The sequence below is a fragment of the Streptomyces sp. SYP-A7185 genome, from assembly GCF_046103685.1.
Classification (GTDB): Bacteria; Actinomycetota; Actinomycetes; order Streptomycetales; family Streptomycetaceae; genus Streptomyces.
The window spans coordinates 2493279-2510595 of sequence record NZ_CP122310.1; the positions used below are offsets into that span (position 1 = coordinate 2493279).

At 70.3% G+C, this 17317-nt stretch carries 11 protein-coding genes; 4 read left to right on the forward strand and 7 right to left on the reverse strand.

The window, feature by feature from the left end; all coding sequences use genetic code 11:
• Nucleotides 1-97 precede the first annotated feature (97 nt).
• Nucleotides 98-499 carry an SANT/Myb-like DNA-binding domain-containing protein gene (locus tag QBL25_RS10925; RefSeq protein WP_409056827.1) on the forward strand — a complete coding sequence of 134 codons (402 nt, stop codon included), beginning with the start codon at nucleotides 98-100 and terminating at the stop codon, nucleotides 497-499.
• Between the two features lie 825 nt (nucleotides 500-1324).
• Here the strand turns inward: QBL25_RS10925 and QBL25_RS10930 are convergent.
• Nucleotides 1325-2596 carry an ATP-binding protein gene (locus QBL25_RS10930; RefSeq protein WP_409056828.1) on the reverse strand — a complete coding sequence of 424 codons (1272 nt, stop codon included), beginning with the start codon at nucleotides 2594-2596 and terminating at the stop codon, nucleotides 1325-1327.
• Nucleotides 2597-3227: 631 nt separating this feature from the next.
• Here QBL25_RS10930 and QBL25_RS10935 point away from each other — a divergent pair.
• Nucleotides 3228-4244, forward strand: a complete 1017-nt coding sequence (locus QBL25_RS10935; RefSeq protein ID WP_409056829.1) for a lytic polysaccharide monooxygenase — start codon at nucleotides 3228-3230, stop codon at nucleotides 4242-4244.
• A gap of 89 nt (nucleotides 4245-4333) precedes the next feature.
• Here QBL25_RS10935 and QBL25_RS10940 read toward each other — a convergent pair whose 3' ends face one another.
• The 5 genes from QBL25_RS10940 to QBL25_RS10960 form a co-directional block, all read right to left on the reverse strand.
• Entirely contained in the window at nucleotides 4334-5218 is an 885-nt protein-coding gene (locus QBL25_RS10940) for an esterase/lipase family protein (RefSeq protein ID WP_409056830.1), read from the reverse strand.
• A gap of 158 nt (nucleotides 5219-5376) precedes the next feature.
• The gene (locus tag QBL25_RS10945; RefSeq protein ID WP_409056831.1) at nucleotides 5377-6072 is read right to left on the reverse strand and encodes a response regulator; all 696 of its coding nucleotides are present in this window, start codon (nucleotides 6070-6072) and stop codon (nucleotides 5377-5379) included.
• Nucleotides 6069-7445 carry a sensor histidine kinase gene (locus QBL25_RS10950; RefSeq protein ID WP_409056832.1) on the reverse strand — a complete coding sequence of 459 codons (1377 nt, stop codon included), beginning with the start codon at nucleotides 7443-7445 and terminating at the stop codon, nucleotides 6069-6071. Before QBL25_RS10950 ends, QBL25_RS10945 begins: the two co-directional genes overlap by 4 nt.
• A 115-nt stretch (nucleotides 7446-7560) precedes the next feature.
• On the reverse strand, nucleotides 7561-8535 hold the full coding sequence (locus tag QBL25_RS10955; protein ID WP_409056833.1) for a DNA polymerase thumb domain-containing protein: 975 nt from the start codon (nucleotides 8533-8535) through the stop codon (nucleotides 7561-7563).
• Complete coding sequence (locus QBL25_RS10960) at nucleotides 8532-11975, reverse strand: DNA polymerase III subunit alpha (protein ID WP_409056834.1); 3444 nt, start codon at nucleotides 11973-11975, stop codon at nucleotides 8532-8534. Before QBL25_RS10960 ends, QBL25_RS10955 begins: the two co-directional genes overlap by 4 nt.
• 163 nt (nucleotides 11976-12138) lie before the next feature.
• Between QBL25_RS10960 and QBL25_RS10965 the strand changes: the two genes are divergently transcribed.
• Together QBL25_RS10965 and QBL25_RS10970 are read left to right on the forward strand one after the other, a co-directional pair.
• Nucleotides 12139-13230, forward strand: a complete 1092-nt coding sequence (locus tag QBL25_RS10965) for a DUF3533 domain-containing protein (RefSeq protein ID WP_409056835.1) — start codon at nucleotides 12139-12141, stop codon at nucleotides 13228-13230.
• 67 nt (nucleotides 13231-13297) lie between these two features.
• Nucleotides 13298-14443: an AAA family ATPase gene (locus QBL25_RS10970; RefSeq protein WP_409056836.1), complete on the forward strand. Its 1146-nt coding sequence runs from the start codon at nucleotides 13298-13300 to the stop codon at nucleotides 14441-14443.
• A 79-nt stretch (nucleotides 14444-14522) separates the two neighbouring features.
• Here the strand turns inward: QBL25_RS10970 and adhE are convergent, their stop codons facing one another.
• Nucleotides 14523-17129 carry a bifunctional acetaldehyde-CoA/alcohol dehydrogenase gene (gene adhE / locus QBL25_RS10975; protein ID WP_409056837.1) on the reverse strand — a complete coding sequence of 869 codons (2607 nt, stop codon included), beginning with the start codon at nucleotides 17127-17129 and terminating at the stop codon, nucleotides 14523-14525.
• Between the last annotated feature and the right edge of the window lie 188 nt (nucleotides 17130-17317).

Here is a 17317-nt window from a genome sequence, read left to right on the forward strand (position 1 = left end):
TCTACCGCGGGCCCTCCCCGCTCAGTAGGTGTCAGCCGGTGCGGTCTGTTGCCGACGCGCCCCGTGCGGGAGGCTGGAGCCATTGGAGGTCTCTACAGTGCGTACATCGTTCCGCATCACTTTCACGGACTACGTCACGAACCCGGATGACGAGGACTGTTTACGCAGAGCAGCAGTCATCCCTGCCGACCGCATCACCTTCGATGGCGGTCATCTACTTTTGTGGATCGCCGCGGCCGTGCGCGCCCGCTTCCCCGTGAACATGGTCGAAGCTATCGAGGTGGCGACCGTCCCAGGCAGCAGCAGACGGGAAGATCCAGAACAGCTTCGAGCTCGTTTCCCAAACTTCGGGCGGCCCTGGAGTGCCGAAGACGAAGCCAAGCTGATAACCCTCCATCGAGAAGGCCAACGCGACTTCGACGAGCTGGCTACCGAGTTCGGACGACAGCCCACGGCCATACGCTCTCGACTCGCCAAGCTCGGGCTTGAGCAGCTGTGACGGAACCAGGCAGCGACCCGGAGAGGTCTGGAGCACAAGAACGCACGGCTGCGAAGGAGGCTGTGATCCGCGAACTAGCTCGAATTGCTGACCATGTACTTTGGGTGCGAGAGTGGCCTGACAAGCCGACTTGGCGTGATCACATCCGCCGATGGCTATACCCGGAGGCCTATTGCTTCGTCAGGGCTTCCAGACCACCGAAACCTTGGGTCGACCGACCGGCCGGAGCTTACGAGCGCACTGGGTGGCGCATCCGAACCGCCTATTACGGATCGGCCATCGCCTTCGAGACCGAGTATGTGGTCTGCCAGCAATGCGAAATCGGGTGGGTGGAGTCTCCCTACTCCTACCCAGGCTATGAGCGCTTTGGATTAGCCTCAGCTGCTCTTCGCTCTCTGCGCGCCGCCTATCCCGATGTCGAGTGGCATACAGGGGGAGGGCATTTCCGAGAAGCAGAACCCTTTTGGCATGCCGTCAGCGTGGACGTTCCCGGTGGTTACACCCAGCAGGAGAGATGTCATCACGTGGAACCGTGGCGGGCACGGTGATTCTCCGTGCTCTACTCAGACTGCAACCTGTCGCGCATGCTGGCGCCTTTGGAGGAAGTATGCGCTACTGGCCGGCAGGCCTTACGAGGAGCTTAGCTCCCACGGTACGGCCGCAAGGGGTGGCCGGTTCCTTAACCCAATGAGGCAACTTGTTTGACTATCTGTTCTGCGGAAGACAGAAGGCCCCGCATTGCGACTACATCTGCACCGTCATCCAATGAAATGTGGCGAGTCCTCCCCTGGAGAGAATGCAACCGTGAGGTCCTAGCAGCGCTCGTTAGTCCCTGTCCGACGCCTGCCTCTCGACTGTGGCGCCGACTTTGATGTCGATAGTGCCCTTGGTTCTGCCGACGGCATTTACTGCAGTGATTGACCAAGCCATGCGAGTCGCACCGCTGTTGAGGCCTGGTGGCGCCAGGAGGTGGAAAATGGGTAGAGGTAAAGATTCTTCCGCCCGGAGACTTGCTACGTCGAAAATGATTCGCCCCTCTTCGACCCGCGCATCGATGTCGAGGCCTGAGGTGCGGGAAAGCATATCTCCGAAATGAATCTCGTTACTCATTACCGAAAAATGCTGCTTCCCTAGCGGTGTCGGCCTATTTGGCGGCTCGATATCGTCACCGGCGTACTCTTCGGCCATATAGGCAGCAAAGCCAGAGGGGAGCTCCACCTCCACCCTTACTTGCTGATAGCTGCGCTCTTGGCTGTTCTTTAGATTCATCTCAAGTGAGCCGTGTCCTGAGCGCACGAACGTCTGCACAGCAACTTCGAACAGGTAGGTTTTGTACCTTTCTAGGTATTGCCTTGCTTCCTCGGTGTAATCTTCAAGGGTGCGAGGGTCGTTATCGATGGCGGGAAGAAACTGGCGGGCAACCTTCCTGCGTCCCTTAGCTTCAACTTCTTCCCTTTCCTCGTTCAGCATGGATCGAAGCGCTTCGTCGAGCCAGGGCCAGGAAGGGGCTGAGGTTACTTCTTTGGCGCTCGTGAGTGTCAGGGATTGACGATCTTCTACAACCTGGACCCTTTGTGATAGGGCGAAGACTTCTCCAGGGTCCGCAAGTACGGTTTGAGCTGTCCTACGGACGAAGATCATTCCGGCGTAGTATTTATCAAATGATTTTTCAAGCGTGTGGATTCTGTCTCCCTGCCGGGGTGGATCTACCGAAATTGCTAGGACGTCCTTTCCTTCACAGGAGATGTATGCCGGAATCCATTCGGGTCCGAGAGGTCCGAGGTAGGGGCGAACCCCTGATTCCAGATCTGCCAAATCTATGGTGCGAACACCTTCGAGATTGCCAGGCTCGACCCCAACTATAATGTATCCGTGCCCTCCCGCCGCCTGGCGGCTTTTCTCTACGGTGCGATTTGCGAGAGCGATAATGTGACGTGCAAGCGTGGCTTTGGTGCTTTTCTCGCTCAAGTCGTAATTGGATTTCCATTCAATCCAGTCGCTCTCATCGTGTTCCCCAGCGCTTTGGATCGCAACGACAAGGGATCGCAACTGTAGGGGGGTACGGAATGGGGCAGTGTGATCGATGTCCAGAGCCATGCAGTCAGTGTGTTCCTTGGGATGGGCGCCTGTGCTCAACTTCTGCAATCTCGCACCCTCGATGCGGCTACCCCGTGCTGCGCCTTACCCGCAGTCGTACACCACGCACACAAGTCCGTGCGTCTAGGCATCCCCTCAGACTCTCGCCTGACGGAGTTCCTGCCGCCGCATACCCCCTCAGCTCGCACGCGCTGGTCGCGTGCCGCCTTGGCTTGTGTGCCACAACCTCATCAGGCATGCGTTTCTTTGGGACCTGCTGCCCCGGCAACCAAACGGGCGGCAGTCCATGTGACCAGGGTCCCGGGGGGAGCCAGGCGGGGAGCCACACGCAGCGACTTCTACCGGACCCCCACGGACTCCCCCGGACCGTCCCGTAGCTCACGTACTGGTCGAATCGGGGCTCACAGGCGCCCAGCCTGAGCCCCCGGTTAGCCCTTCCTTAAGTCGACCATAAAGATCGCCATCACCCCCTCCCAGCAGGTGGATCGGGGGATTTCAGCGGCTAGTTTTCTCGTCGCCGGGCCGGTTACGAACCGTCGGCGCCGCACGTATTCGGGGGGCGGCACCGGCCGTTCGCAACCGTCTCGTGTCCCCCACCACCCCCCAGAACCGCCGCTGAGGAGAACCACTCATGACCGCACGTCGCAAGGTCGCCGCGATCGCCGCCGCCGGCATCGCCCCGCTCGCCCTGACCGCCCTCTCGGCCGCCCCGGCCGCCGCGCACGGTTCGATGACGGACCCGGTGAGCCGGGTCTCCGCGTGCTTCCAGGAGGGCCCGGAGGCCCCGAAGTCGGCCGCCTGCAAGGCCGCTGTCGCGGCCAGCGGCGCACAGGCCTTCTACGACTGGAACGGCGTGAACATCGCCAACGCCGCCGGCAAGTCGAAGGAGATCATCCCCGACGGCAAGCTGTGCAGCGCGGGCAACGACAAGTACAAGGGCCTCGACCTGCCGCGCGCCGACTGGCCCTCCAGCAAGATGTCCGGCGGCAACCACACCTTCCACTACAAGGGCACCGCCCCGCACAAGGGTTCCTTCGAGCTGTACATCACGAAGGACTCGTACGACCCGACCAAGCCCCTGAAGTGGTCGGACCTGGAGGAGAAGCCGTTCGTCGACGTCGCCGACCCGAAGATGGAGAACGGCGACTACGTCTTCGACGGCAAGGTCCCCGCCAAGTCGGGCCGTCACCTGATCTACTCGGTCTGGCAGCGCTCGGACTCCCCCGAGGCCTTCTACACCTGCTCCGACGTCGTCTTCGGCAAGGACAGCGGCGGCGGCGAGGCCGCGGCTCCGGCCCCGACCGCCTCCGCGCCCTCCGAGGAGGACATCGCCGCGGGCGCCGACAAGTCGACCGTCGAGCACCACGGCCACGGCGACAGCGACGCCGAGACGGGCGCGGAGGCCTCCGAGGCCGCCCCGGCCCCGGCCGCCGGTGACGACGCCGCGGCGGGCGACGACACCGCCGCCAACCAGCCCGAGGTGAACGGCGGCGACCAGAAGCCCGTCGCGGCCGACGAGAACCTCGCCGAGACCGGCGGCGACAGCACCACCCCGTACATCGCGATCGGCGGTGCCGCCGCCCTCGCGATCGGCGCCGCGGCCATGTTCGGCACGGCCCGCCGCCGCTCGGCGCGCCACGGCCGCTGATCACCCCGAAGACGCCGTACGGGAGCAGCCGCTGACTTCGGTCAGCGGCTGCTCCCGTACGCGCTTCAGGGGCAGGTTGAGGTGCGGGATCAGGAGAAGCAGGTGCTCGGTGTCGCGTGCGCCGGGTCCAGCGCGTTGGCGACCTCGTGGTGCGCGACGCGGTCCAGGATCCCGATCGCCACGTGCTCCGACAGATCGACGGAACACAGGTCCTGGAGGGTCACGTTGCGTACGCCGGGGCCGTCGAGGAACTGCGTGCGGTACGGCGTGACCACCTCGTCGTACTTCGTGGCGATGACGGTGTAGCGCACGCCCGGGACGGTGTCGCCGCCCGCGTTGAGCTTGGTCAGGAACGGCGATCCGGCCACCTGGTCGGCGAGGCTCGGCGTCTTGGTGGTGAGCAGGTCCTCGATGCCCGGGAAGTAGGGCAGCAGCCGGGTGAGGCCGAGCAAAGTCGTGCCGTGGTTGTCGGGGGCGAGGCCGACCAGGGCGTTCACCTTCTGTGCGCCGCCGAGGAACTTCAGGTAGTAGCGGGGCATCATGCCGCCCTGCGAGTGGCCCACGAGGTCCGCCTTCGCGGAGCCGGTCGAGGCGAGCACCTTGTCGACGAAGCCGTCGAGCTGTTCGGCCGACTTGTCGATCGGTCCGAGGCCGTTGAAGAAGGGCACTCCGGGCAGCTGGCCGTAGTCCAGGGAGAAGACGCAGTAGCCGCGCTTGACCAGGTACGGCGCCAGGACGAGCCAGTTGTCGACGGAGTTGCCGAACGTGCCGTGGACGAGCACCACGGGGCGGGGATGGGCGGCGGAGGGCTTGCAGCCGTAGTCGTTCCAGCCGCTCGACGTGGCGGCGGGGGCGGCGGGAGCGGCGGGGGCGGCGGGAGCGGCGGAGGCCGTGGCGGTGGGGGTGAGGGTGAGCGCGCCCGTCATGAGGAGGGCGGCGGCAAGCGCTCTGAGCGCTCGTCTCCAGGGCAGCATCGTGTGATCTCCTTGCGGCTCAAGGGAGTTGCGATGGATGAGCCCTGTGATCCGGATCACGAGGATGCCGTGCACACGACAAATTACGGGCGGGTAGTAAAAGTGTGAAGTTACGCGTCGGTAAAACTTCCGGTGCCCACTGGCACGGTCCGACCGGATCAGCGCCGGGGCGGCGGCGCGACGAGCCCCAACTCGTACGCGATGATGACCAGTTGGACGCGGTCGCGGGAGTCCAGCTTGGTGAAGAGCCGCGCCACGTGCGCCTTGACCGTGGCCACGGCGATGAAGAGCTCCGCCGCGATCTCGGCGTTCGACAGCCCGCGGCCGACCAGCGTGAGCACCTGGTACTCACGGTCGGTGATGCCCTCCACCGTCTCCCGCACCGGCGGCGCGGGCGCGGGCACCGGCTCCGGACGCGCCGCGAACTCCTCGATCAGACGCCGGGTGACGCTCGGTGCGATCAGCCCGTCCCCGGTGGCCACCACGCGGATCCCCGCGAGGATGTCCTCCAGGGCCATGTCCTTGACGAGGAACCCGCTCGCGCCCGCGCGCAGCGCGCCGTACACGTAGTCGTCGTCATCGAAGGTGGTGAGGACGAGAACGCGTGTCGCGCCGGCCTGGGAGGTGATCCTGCGGGTGGCCTCGATGCCGTCCATGCCGGGCATGCGGATGTCCATGACGACGACGTCGGGGCACACGTCCAGGGCCAGCCGCACCGCGTCGGCGCCCGTCCCCGCCTCCCCCACGACCTCGATGTCGGGGGTGTCGGCCATCAGGACGCGCAGGCCGGCACGGACGAGGGGCTGGTCGTCGGCGAGGAGGACGCGGACGGCACGAAGGGCGGCATCGGTCATCGGGCGCCCACCCCGCTCCCCGCTCCGGCCCCAGCGGCCGGCAGCGGCAGCAGCGCCGTCACCCGGAACCCGCCCTCGGGACGCGGCCCCGCGGTGAACCGGCCGTGCAGCAGGGCCACCCGCTCCCGCATGCCGACCAGGCCGAAGCCGGTGCCCGCGGGCAGCCCGCCCCGGCCGTCGTCCTCGACCTCCAGGGACAGCGCGCCGTCCCGCCGCTCGACGGTCACCCGGCAGGCGCCCGTCCCCGCGTGCCGTACGACATTGGTCAGGGCCTCCTGGAGGATGCGGAACGCGGCCAGGTCGATGTCGGCCGGCAGCGGCCCCTCGTCCCCCACCCGGCGGATCTCCGCGCGGACCCCGGCGTCCCGCGCCGCCGCGGCGAGCCGGTCGACGTCGGCGAGCCCCGGGGCCGGCTCGCGCGGCGGCGCGGACTCGGCGCGGGCGGCGGCTTGTACGGCGTCGGCGGCCCCGGGGTCCGCCGGATCCGCCGGGTTCACCGGATCCGCTTCCGGTCTGCGCAGCGCGACCAGCGTGCGGCGGAGCCCCGCGAGGGTCTCCCTGCTGGTGGCCTCGATGGTGCTGAGCGCGTTGCGGGCCTCCGCGGGCTGGGTGTCGATGACCCGGCTGCCCACACCCGCCTGGATGGCTATGACACCGATGCTGTGCGCGATCATGTCGTGCAACTCCCGTGCGATGCGCAGCCGTTCGGCGGTGATGGCGCGGGCGGTGGCCTGGGTGCGCAGGGCTTCGGCGTGCGTGCGGCGCTCTCGGACCGAGTTGCCCGCCATCCAGGCGGCGACGAGGAGGACGGCGACGAACACGGCGGTCTGGCTGGTGTCGCTCGCCCAGGCGGAGGTCGCGCAGTGGCTCATCCCGTACTGGCCGGGCAGGCAGCCCTGGTCGGCCGGGAAGGCGAAGAGGGAGAGCATCTGCGCCGTGCACGCCAGGAGGGCGGCGACGACCGACGTGCGGCGCGGGCGGGTGGCCGCGAGGAAGCCCACGGCGCCCACCGCGGACAGGACTTGGAGGTAGCTGATCTCCGTCGTCCGCATCTCCATCGTGGCCGTGACCCCGCCCAGGAGCAGCAGGGTCAGGGCGGCCAGCGGCCTGCTCCGCAGCAGCGCGGCGACCACCGCGGCGAGCAGGACCGAGGCGAGGACCATGAAGAGGTCGAAGCCCTGCCGCCCGTCGGAGAACGTGACGTAGGTGACGGCCGGGAAGAGGACGGCCCCGGTCCAGGCGAGGCCCGTGCGCACGGCCCGCCACGGGCCCCGGGTCGCCAACTTGCCGCGGCCCGTGCCCAGGTCCGTATCCCTGCCGCGGCCCTCGCTCAGGCCCTTCGCGGGCGGCGGCTGACCTGCTGTGACGTCCATGCGCCGATCGTAGGCGGCAGCCCCGCGCGAGGGTATTGGCCTGCGGTCGTACGCCCGTGGGCTGCCCCGCCCGCCCCGGACACGGCCGACGGACCGCTGCCCGGCGGTGACGGTGTCACGCCGCCAGCGTCCCCGGCACGATCGCACCCGGCCCGAACTTCGCCCGCGCCCGGTCGACCACCGCCTCGATCCTGCGGGCCTTCTCGTCCACCGGGTCGAACATCAGCTGGTGGGCGGCGTGTTCGGCGGGGCCGAGCCCTTCGGCGCGCAGACAGACGCCGCGCACCCGGGCCCGCTGGAGGCCCAGGGCCTCGTACATGCGGTACGCGGTCGCGGTCAGCGCGGAGGAGTGCGCGGTCGGCTCGGGGAGCGTACGGGTGCGGGTCGTCGTGGAGCGGTCCGCGTACCGCACGGTGAGGGTCAGGGAGCGGCACACCTGGTCCTCGTCGCGCATCCGGGCGCCGAGTTCCTCGGTGAGCGAGATCAGCGCCCTGCGGTGGCGCGCGGGGTCCAGCTCGTCGCGGGGGAAGGGCCGTTCGGAGGCGAGGGAGCGGGCGGCGGCGTTCGGCACGACGCGGGCGCGGTCGACGCCGTGCGCCTTCTCGTGCAGCTCGCGGCCCGCGCGGGCGCCGACGAGACGCTGGAGCGTGGACAGCGGCGCTGCGGCCACCTTGCCGACGGAGTCGAGCCCGTACGAGCAGAGGGTGCGGGCGGTGGCGCGGCCGACTCCCGGCAGTTCGGCGACCGGCTTGGGCCCGAGGAACTCCGCGACGGCTCCGGGGCCCTGGCCCACGGCCCGGGTCACCCCGGGCGCGGCCTCCCGTGCGGCCATCCGGGCCAGCATCGGGCCGGGCCCGGCGCCGATCACGCAGTCCACGCCGTGGTGGGCGAGCGCGCGCACCCTTATCACCGAGGCGAGCTCGACGGCGTCCCGCCCGAAGTACCGCATCGCTCCGCGTACGTCGACGAGCGCGGCGTCGGGCGGCAGGGCCTCGACCACGGGGCTGAACTCGCCGAGCAGCGTGAGCAGCCGGGGCACGGCCGCCTCGTGCAGGGGCGGCAGAAGGAACCGTACGCAGAGGATGCTCATCCCGCGCTCCCGGGGCTCTGGTGCCACAACTTGCGTCCTGTCGCCGCCCGTTCACCGGGCGGCTGAAGGTCGGCCCAGGGGTGCATCTCGTACCCCGTGGACATCTTGATGCGGCGGCCGTCGTCCGCGGGGGCCGCGTCGGGCGTCTCCTCGGGCCCCGGTTCGGCGAGACGCGCGCCCACCGCTTCGAGGCCGCCCTCCTGGCGCAGCTCCACCAGTTCCGCGAGGTTCCACGCGGCGGCGCCGACCACGCTGAGGCTGCGCGGCCCGCGCCGCTGCACCACTCCGCGGACCAGGAGCAGCCAGGAGTGGAAGACGGTGTGCGCGCAGCGTTCGTGCGCGTCGTCGAAGAAGGCCAGGTCGACCAGGCCCGTGCCGTCGTCCAGGGTGGTGAAGATGACCCGTTTCCCGGAGCGGATCGGCGGGGTCTGGGTGGCCGCCTTGGCGCCCGCGACCAGGACGGTCGCCCCGTGTTCGGCCTCCCGCAGCCGGCGGGCCGTGAGCACGCCGAGCTCCCGGAGGAACTCCGCGTGGTCGCCCATGAGGTGGCGCGAGGAGTCCATGCCGAGGACGCCGAGTTCGGCGCTGAGCCGTTCCGCGTCGTCCAGGTCGGGCAGCCCGGCGGGAGCCGTCTTCCGGCCGCCGGACAGCGGGAGTTGGGCCCCCGAGGAGCCGTGCGCGCCCCGCCGGAGTTCGGTCAGGTGCAGTTGCAGGTCGCGGCGGTTGGCGCCGAACGCGTCGAGCGCGCCGACCTGCGCGAGCCGCTGCGCGACCGGCTGGCTGGGCCTGGCCCGCTCCCAGAAGTCCAGGAGCGAGGCGTAGGGCTGGGCGTCGGCGATCCGCGCGGCCTCGGCCTCGCTGATGCCGTGGACGTCACAGAGCGCGAGGCGCAGGCCCCACCGGTCCGGCGCCGAGCCGGAACCGGACACCAGTTCGATACGGTGAGCGACCGCGGACCGGTTCACGTCAAGGGGAAGGATCGGCACCCCCCGCCGCCGCGCGTCCGCGAGCAGCAGCCGCTTCGGGTACATCCCGGGGTCGTGGGTGAGCAACCCGGCGTAGAAGGCGGCCGGGTGATGGGCCTTCAGCCACGCCGACTGGTACGTGGGCACGGCGAAGGCCACCGCGTGCGCCTTGCAGAAGCCGTACGAGCCGAAGGCCTCGACGATCCCCCAGGTCCGGCCGATCGTCTCGGCGTCGTACCCCTTGGCCGCCGCCTGCTGCGCGAACCAGAAGCGGATCCGCCCCTGCGACTCCGGATCGGAGAGCCCGCGCCGCACCCGGTCCGCCTCGTCGCGTCCGCAGCCGGTCATGATGTCCACGATCTCGATGATCTGCTCGTGGAAGACGACGACGCCGTACGTCTCCTTGAGCGGGCCCGCCAGGTCCGGGTGCGGATAGCGGACGGGCGCGCGGCCGTGCCGGGCCTCGATGAAGGGCCGCACCATGTCGGCGGCGACCGGACCCGGCCGGAAGAGCGAGATGTCGACGACCAGGTCGTGGAAGGTCGCGGGCTGGAGGCGCCCGACCAGGTCCCGCTGGCCCGGCGACTCGATCTGGAAGCAGCCGAGCGTCTCGGTGGACTTGATGAGCTGGTACGTCGCCGGGTCCCCCGGCGGCACGGCGTCCACGTCCACGCGCTCCCCCGTGGTCCGCTCGACCTCCCCCACCGCGTGCGCGATCGCCGACTGCATGCGCACGCCGAGCACGTCGAGCTTGAGCAGCCCGAGGTCCTCCACGTCCTCCTTGTCGAACTGGGACATGGGGAGCCCCTCGCCGCTGGTGGGCATGACGGGCGTACGCGCGAGCAGCGAGGCGTCGGAGAGCAGCACCCCGCACGGGTGCATGGCGACCCCGCGCGGCAGCGCGTCCAGGGCCTCGACGAGCTCCCACAGCCGGCCGTGCTCCCCCGCCTCCTGTGCCACCGCGCGCAGTTCGGGCAGCTCCTCCATCGCCGAGCGGGCGTCGCGCGCGCGGATGTGCGGGAAGGACTTGGCGATCTTGTCGATCTCGGCCGGGTCCATGGAGAGGGCCGCGCCCACGTCGCGGATGGCGTGGCGGACCCGGTAGGTCTCGGGCATGGCGACGGTCGCGACCCGTTCGGTGCCGAAGCGGCCGATGATCGCGCGGTAGACCTCCAGACGGCGCGCCGACTCCACGTCGATGTCGATGTCGGGCAGGACGGCCCGCCGGGTGGACAGGAACCGCTCCATGAGCAGGCCGTGCTCGACCGGGTCGGCGTGCGCGATGCCGATGAGGTGGTTGACCAGGGACCCGGCCCCGGAGCCGCGCGCCGCGACCCGGATGCCCAAGTCCCGTACGTCGTCGACCACTTGGGCCACGGTGAGGAAGTAGGAGGCGAAGCCGTGGTACGCGATGATGTCCAGCTCGTGGTGCATCCGCTCCCAGTAGGCGCGGTGCGCGCGGCCGGTGTCGTAGCCCCGCAGCACCATGCCCGCCGCCGCCCGTGAGGCCAGGACGCGCTGGGCGCTGCGGCGGCCGGCGCCGACGAGGTACGGCTCGGGGAAGCGCACGGAGCCGATGCCGATGTCGTCCTCGGGGTCGACGAGGCACTCGGCGGCGGCCGACTGGGTCTGTTCGACGAGACGGCGGGCGGTGTCGCGGCGGAAGCCGGCCGCCTCCACGATCCGCTCGGCGGCGCCCAGCATGGCGTCGGCGTCCTTCAACCACCGCTCCCCGCCGTCGAGTTCCTTGGTCGGGTCGACCGGGATGAGGCGGCGGGCGGCGTCGAGCACGTCGGCGACCGGGCCCATGCCGGGGTCGGCGTAGCGGACGGCGTTGCTCAGGACGGGGCGCACGCCCTGCTCGGCGGCGAAGCCGACGGTGCGGGCGGCGAGGCGGAGCGAGCCGGGTCCGGTGCCTTCGCGGCCGTGCCACACGGACTCCAGGCGCAGCCCGTCCCCGTAGCGCTCGCGCCAGGGGGCGAGGAGCCGGGCGGCGCGGTCGGGGCGTCCGGCGGCCAGCGCGCGCCCCACGTCGGACGCGGGGCCCAGCAGGACGGTCATGCCCTCGCCGTGGTTCTCCTCCCACGGGAGCACGGGCCGCCCCTCGCCGCTCCGGTGCGCTTCGGTGATCAGACGGCACAGCGCGGCCCAGCCCCGGGCGCCGTCACGGGCGAGGAAGGTCACGCGCGGGGTCGATTCGTCGATGAAGGCACCGCCGCGCACCGGGGTCCGGCGCCGGGCGCCGCCGGCCGGGTCCGCCTCCCCCACCGCGAGCTCGGTCCCGAACAGGGGCCGCACGCCCGCCTTGGCGCAGGCCTTGGCGAACCGGACGGTGCCCGCGAGGGTGTCCCGGTCGGTGAGGGCGAGGGCGTCCATGCCCCGCTCGGCGGCGCGCTCGGCGAGCCGCTCCGGGTGCGAGGCCCCGTAGCGCGGGGAGAACCCGGAGACGGTGTGCAGATGCGTGAACCCGGGCACACGCACCTCCTGACACCCTGAATCGAACCGTTCTCACATCCCCCGCCTCCACCATAGACCAAGTTTCGAACGTACGTACGACACCCGGGTCGAACCGCACTCCGTTTCGCCCATTCGGCCCCGCCCACCTGCGGGAACGACGGGGGCCACGGAGCGTGGGGGCATGAGTTTCACCGATGAGTTGAAGAGCGCCGTCACCCCGCGAGCAGCCTTGCTGGTCATCGGTGTACTGGCCCTGCAGCTGCTGTTCATCGCCTCCTACGTGGGGGCCCTGCACGACCCGAAGCCGAAGGACGTGCCCTTCGGCGTGGTCGCTCCGGGACCCGCGGCCCAGGAGACGTCGGACAAGCTCGCGAAGCTCCCCGGTGAACCGCTCGACCCGCGCGTGGTCAAGGACGAGGCCGCGGCCCGGCACAAGATCATGAACCGCGACATCGACGGCGCCCTGATCCTCGACCCCCGGGGCACCACCGACACCCTCCTGGTCGGCTCGGGCGGCGGCACCGTCCTCGCCACCGCGCTGGAGAAGATCGCCACCGAGGTCGACGGGGCCGAGAAGCGGACGGTCAAGACCGTGGACGTGGCCCCGGCGTCCAGCAAGGACTTCGACGGGCTCTCGTCCTTCTACCTGGTCGTCGGCTGGTGCGTCGGCGGCTACCTGTGCGCCTCGATCCTGGCGATCAGCGCGGGCTCCCGGGCCGCCAACGGCCGCCGCGCGCTGATCAGGACCGGCGTCATGGCGCTCTACTCGATCGCGGGGGGCCTGGGCGGCGCGCTCATCATCGGCCCAATCCTCGGCGCCCTGCCCGGCAGCATCATGGGCCTGTGGGGCCTCGGCGCGCTCGTCGTCTTCGGGGTCGGCATGATCACGCTGGCCCTCCAGTCGCTCACCGGCATCGTGGGCATCGGCCTCGCGGTCCTGCTCGTCGTGATCGCGGGCAACCCGAGCGCGGGCGGCGCCTTCCCGCTGCCGATGCTGCCGCCGTTCTGGAAGGAGATCGGGCCCTGGCTGCCGCCGGGCGCGGGCACCTGGGTGGCCCGCTCCATCGCGTACTTCAAGGGAAACGCGATCACCGGACCGATGCTGGTGCTCGCCGCCTGGGCGGTCGTGGGCACCGCCGTCACCCTGGTCATGTCCTCGCTGCGCGGGGACCGCCAGCCGGGCCGGCAGCCCGCGATGCAGGAGACCGGCACAACCGGCACAACCGGCACGACGGGCACGACCGGCACCGACAGCGGCGCCCATCGCGGGTGAACCGGGCGGCCCGCCCGCGGGGCCGCTTCCCGCGGCCGTTGTCGGACCCGGGTGCGAGGCTTGAGCGATGATCACCACCCTGGCGGTCGAGAACTACCGCTCCCTGCGCAAACTGATCGTCCCCCTGAGCCGGCTGAACGTCGTGACGGGCGCGAACGGCACCGGCAAGTCCAGCCTGTACCGCGCGCTGCGGCTGCTCGCCGACTCCGCGCGCGGCGGCGCGGTCTCCGCCCTCGCCCGTGAGGGCGGGCTGCCCTCCGCGCTGTGGGCGGGCCCCGCCAAGGCGGAGGCGACCAGCCTGCGCCTCGGCTTCGCGGGCGACGAGTTCGGGTACGCGGTGGACTTCGGGCACCCCATCCCCACCTCGGGCGCCGGCGCCGGGCCCTCACTGTTCAATCTCGACCCGGAGATCAAGCGCGAGTGCACCTGGGCAGGACCCGTGCTGCGCCCCGCCGCGCTGCTCTGCGATCGCGCGGGCCCGGCCGTGCGCACCCGTACCGCCGACGGCGGCTGGCACCGCACCCAGGGCATCCGGCCGTACGAAAGCATGCTGAGCGAGCTCGCCGACCCGCAGCTCGCCCCCGACCTGCTGCGCCTGCGCGAGCTGATCAGATCCTGGCGGTTCTACGACCACGTCCGCACGGACGCCGGAGCCCCCGCCCGCGCCGCCCGCATCGGCACCCGCACCCCGGTCCTCGCCCCTGACGGCGCCGACCTGGCCGCGGCTTTGCAGACCATCCGGGAGATCGGCGACCCGGCGGCGCTCGACGCCGCGGTGGACGACGCCTTCCCCGGCAGCCGGGTGGAGATCGCCGCGCAGGGCGGCCGCTTCGAGCTCCAGCTGCGCCAGCGCGGGCTCAACCGCCCCCTCGGAGCGGCCGAGCTGTCCGACGGCACCCTGCGCTATCTGCTGTGGACCGCGGCGCTGCTCACGCCCCGGCCGCCCGCGCTCCTGGTCCTGAACGAACCGGAGACGAGCCTGCACCCGGACCTCCTGCGCCCCCTGGCGGACCTGATCCTCACCGCCACGAAGGACACCCAGGTCGTCCTGGTGACCCATGCCCGCCCGCTCGCCGAGGCCATCGCGAAGGGAGCGGTGCGCCACCGGCTCGACGTGAACTCCATAGAACTGGTGAAGGAGTCCGGCCGGACGACGGTGGCAGGCCGCGAGGGCCTCCTGGACGAGCCCCTCTGGTACTGGCCCAAACGATGAGGCGCCCCGCGAGGGGCGCCTCATCAGGGGCGCGCAGAACCGCGCGCCCGGCCACCCGGCCCGGGGACGGCGACCCGGATCAGGCACCTTCCCCGTTCCCGTAGTAGGCCTGCCGCATCAAGTTCTCCATCTCGGAGAGCATCGGCATCCGCGGGTTGGCCGGCGCGCACTGATCGGCGTACGCGTTCCTCGCCTGCTCCGGCAGGGCCGCGATGAAGGCCGCCTCGTCGACCCCCTCCTCGGCGAACGAGGCGGGGACACCGCACTTGGCGCGCAGCTCCTCGACCGCGCGGGCGTAGGACTCGACCCCCTGCTCCGGGGAGTCCGCCGGAAGGCCCAGCATCCGCGCGATCTCCTGGAACCGCTCGGGCGCGCGGTAGACCTCGGCCTTCGGCCACGGGGTCGCCTTGCCGGACACGGTGCCGTTGTGCCGGATGACGTGCGGCAGGAGCAGCGCGTTGGTGCGGCCGTGCGAGACGTGGAAGGTGTTGCCGAGGGTGTGCGCCATGGCGTGCACCAGGCCCAGGAAGGCGTTGGCGAAGGCCATGCCCGCCACGGTCGAGGCGTTGTGCATCTTCTCCCGCGCCTCGGGGTCGGCGGACCCGTTCACGACGCACCGCTCCAGGTTCTCGAAGATGAGCTTGATCGCCTGGAGGCAGAGCCCGTCGGTGTAGTCGTTGGCGTACACCGAGACGTACGCCTCGGTGGCGTGGGTCAGCGCGTCGAAACCGGAGTCGGCGGTGACCGTCGCGGGGAGCTTCAGGGGCAGGACGGGGTCGACGATCGCGACGTTCGGGGTGAGCGCGTAGTCGGCGAGGGGGTACTTCTGGGCGGCCTTCGGGTCGGAGATGACGGCGAAGGGGGTGACCTCGGAGCCCGTGCCCGAGGTGGTCGGGATGGCCACCATCTGCGCCTTCTCGCCGAGGCCCGGGAAGGTGAAGGCCCGCTTGCGGATGTCGAAGAACTTCTCCTTGGTGTCCGCGAACTCGACCTCCGGGTGCTCGTACATCAGCCACATGATCTTGGCCGCGTCCATCGGTGAGCCGCCGCCGAGCCCGATGATCGTGTCCGGCTCGAAGTCCCGCATGCGCGCGGCTCCGGCGCGCACGGTCGCCAGCTCCGGGTTGGGCTCGACGTCGTCGATGACCTGGACGGTGACGGCCTGGGGGCGGGCCTGGAGGATGTCGGTCACCCGGGCGACGAAGCCGAGCGCCGACATCGTCTTGTCCGTCACGATCGACACCCGCCGGATGGCGTCCATCTCCCCCAGGTAGCGCAGGGAGTTGCGCTCGAAGTAGATCTTGGGCGGGACCTTGAACCACTGCATGTTGGTGTTGCGCCGTCCGATCCGCTTGACGTTGATCAGGTTGACCGCGGAGACGTTGTTCGACACCGAGTTGTGCCCGTAGGAGCCGCAGCCGAGGGTGAGCGAGGGCAGGAAGGCGTTGTAGACGTCGCCGATGCCGCCGAAGGTCGAGGGGGCGTTGACGATGACACGGACCGCCTTGACGCGCCTGCCGAACTCCTCGGCGAGCTCCTCGTCCTCGGTGTGGATGGCGGCGCTGTGGCCCAGACCGTTGAACTCGACCATCCGCGCGGCCAGTTCGAGGCCCTGCTCGGTGGATCCCGCCTTCAGGGCGGCCAGGATCGGGGAGAGCTTCTCGCGGGTCAGCGGCTCGCTCTCGCCGACCTCCGCGCACTCGGCGACGATGACCGACGTGCCCTCGGGGACCTCGAATCCGGCCTGCTCGGCGATCCACCGCGGGGACCTGCCGACGACGTCCGCGTTCAGCTTGGCGCCCGCGCAGTCGGCGCCGAAGGCCGTCGTCCCGAAGACGAACTCCTCCAGCTTGGTCTTCTCGGCCGCCGTGACGACGTACGCGCCGAGCCGCTCGAACTCCGCGAGCCCCGCGTCGTAGACCTCCTCGTCGAGGATCACGGCCTGCTCGGAGGCGCAGATCATGCCGTGGTCGAAGGCCTTGGAGAGCACGATGTCGTGCACGGCGCGCCGCAGCTTGCCGCTGCGCGTGACGTACGCCGGTACGTTGCCGGCGCCGACGCCGAGCGCGGGCTTGCCGCAGGAGTAGGCGGACTTGACCATGGCGTTGCCGCCCGTGGCGAGGATGGTGGAGACGCCGGGGTGGTTCATGAGCAGCCCCGTGGCCGCCATCGAGGGCTCCTCGATCCACTGCACGCAGCTGGCCGGGGCACCGGCCTCGATGGCGGCGTCGCGCACGATGCGGGCGGCCTCGGCGGAGCAGCGCTGGGCGCTGGGGTGGAAGGCGAAGATGATCGGGTTGCGGGTCTTCAGGGCGATGAGGGCCTTGAAGAGGGTCGTCGAGGTCGGGTTGGTCACCGGGGTCATGGCGCAGACGACGCCGACCGGTTCGGCGATCTCGGTGATGCCGTTGAGCTCGTCGCGGGAGATGACGCCCGCGGTCTTCAGGCCGCGCATCGAGTGGACGACGTGCTCGCAGGCGAAGAGGTTCTTGACGGCCTTGTCCTCGAAGAGGCCGCGGCCGGTCTCCCGCACGGCCAGCTCCGCCAGCTCCCCGTGCCGGTTCAGCGCGGCGAGGGATGCCTTCTTGACGATGTGGTCGACCTGCTCCTGGTCGTACGACGCGAACCGGTCGAGCGCGGCGAGCGCTCCCTGGACCAGTCCGTCCACCATCTCGTTGGCCTCCATGACGGGGCTCCTTCGGTGAGGCATGCGTTCTCGCTTGTGCCTCCATTGCACACCCCTACGACGAGCTCCTGGGGCCGAGAAAGGCCTCTTCGGGTGGGCCGAAGGTCACTTTGTGAAAGTTTTCACAAATGCACGAACGGAAAGGGCCGGTCCGCACGCGACGGACCGGCCCCACGCGCTGCCGCTTT

Coding starts and splice junctions, on each gene's coding strand:
- QBL25_RS10965 (WP_409056835.1), top strand. CDS start 12,139: ATGAGTTTCACCGATGAGTTGAAGAGCGCCGTCACCCCGCGAGCAGCC.
- adhE (WP_409056837.1), bottom strand. CDS start 17,129: ATGGAGGCCAACGAGATGGTGGACGGACTGGTCCAGGGAGCGCTCGCC.
- QBL25_RS10945 (WP_409056831.1), bottom strand. CDS start 6,072: ATGACCGATGCCGCCCTTCGTGCCGTCCGCGTCCTCCTCGCCGACGAC.
- QBL25_RS10950 (WP_409056832.1), bottom strand. CDS start 7,445: ATGGACGTCACAGCAGGTCAGCCGCCGCCCGCGAAGGGCCTGAGCGAG.
- QBL25_RS10930 (WP_409056828.1), bottom strand. CDS start 2,596: ATGGCTCTGGACATCGATCACACTGCCCCATTCCGTACCCCCCTACAG.
- QBL25_RS10955 (WP_409056833.1), bottom strand. CDS start 8,535: ATGAGCATCCTCTGCGTACGGTTCCTTCTGCCGCCCCTGCACGAGGCG.
- QBL25_RS10970 (WP_409056836.1), top strand. CDS start 13,298: ATGATCACCACCCTGGCGGTCGAGAACTACCGCTCCCTGCGCAAACTG.
- QBL25_RS10935 (WP_409056829.1), top strand. CDS start 3,228: ATGACCGCACGTCGCAAGGTCGCCGCGATCGCCGCCGCCGGCATCGCC.
- QBL25_RS10940 (WP_409056830.1), bottom strand. CDS start 5,218: ATGCTGCCCTGGAGACGAGCGCTCAGAGCGCTTGCCGCCGCCCTCCTC.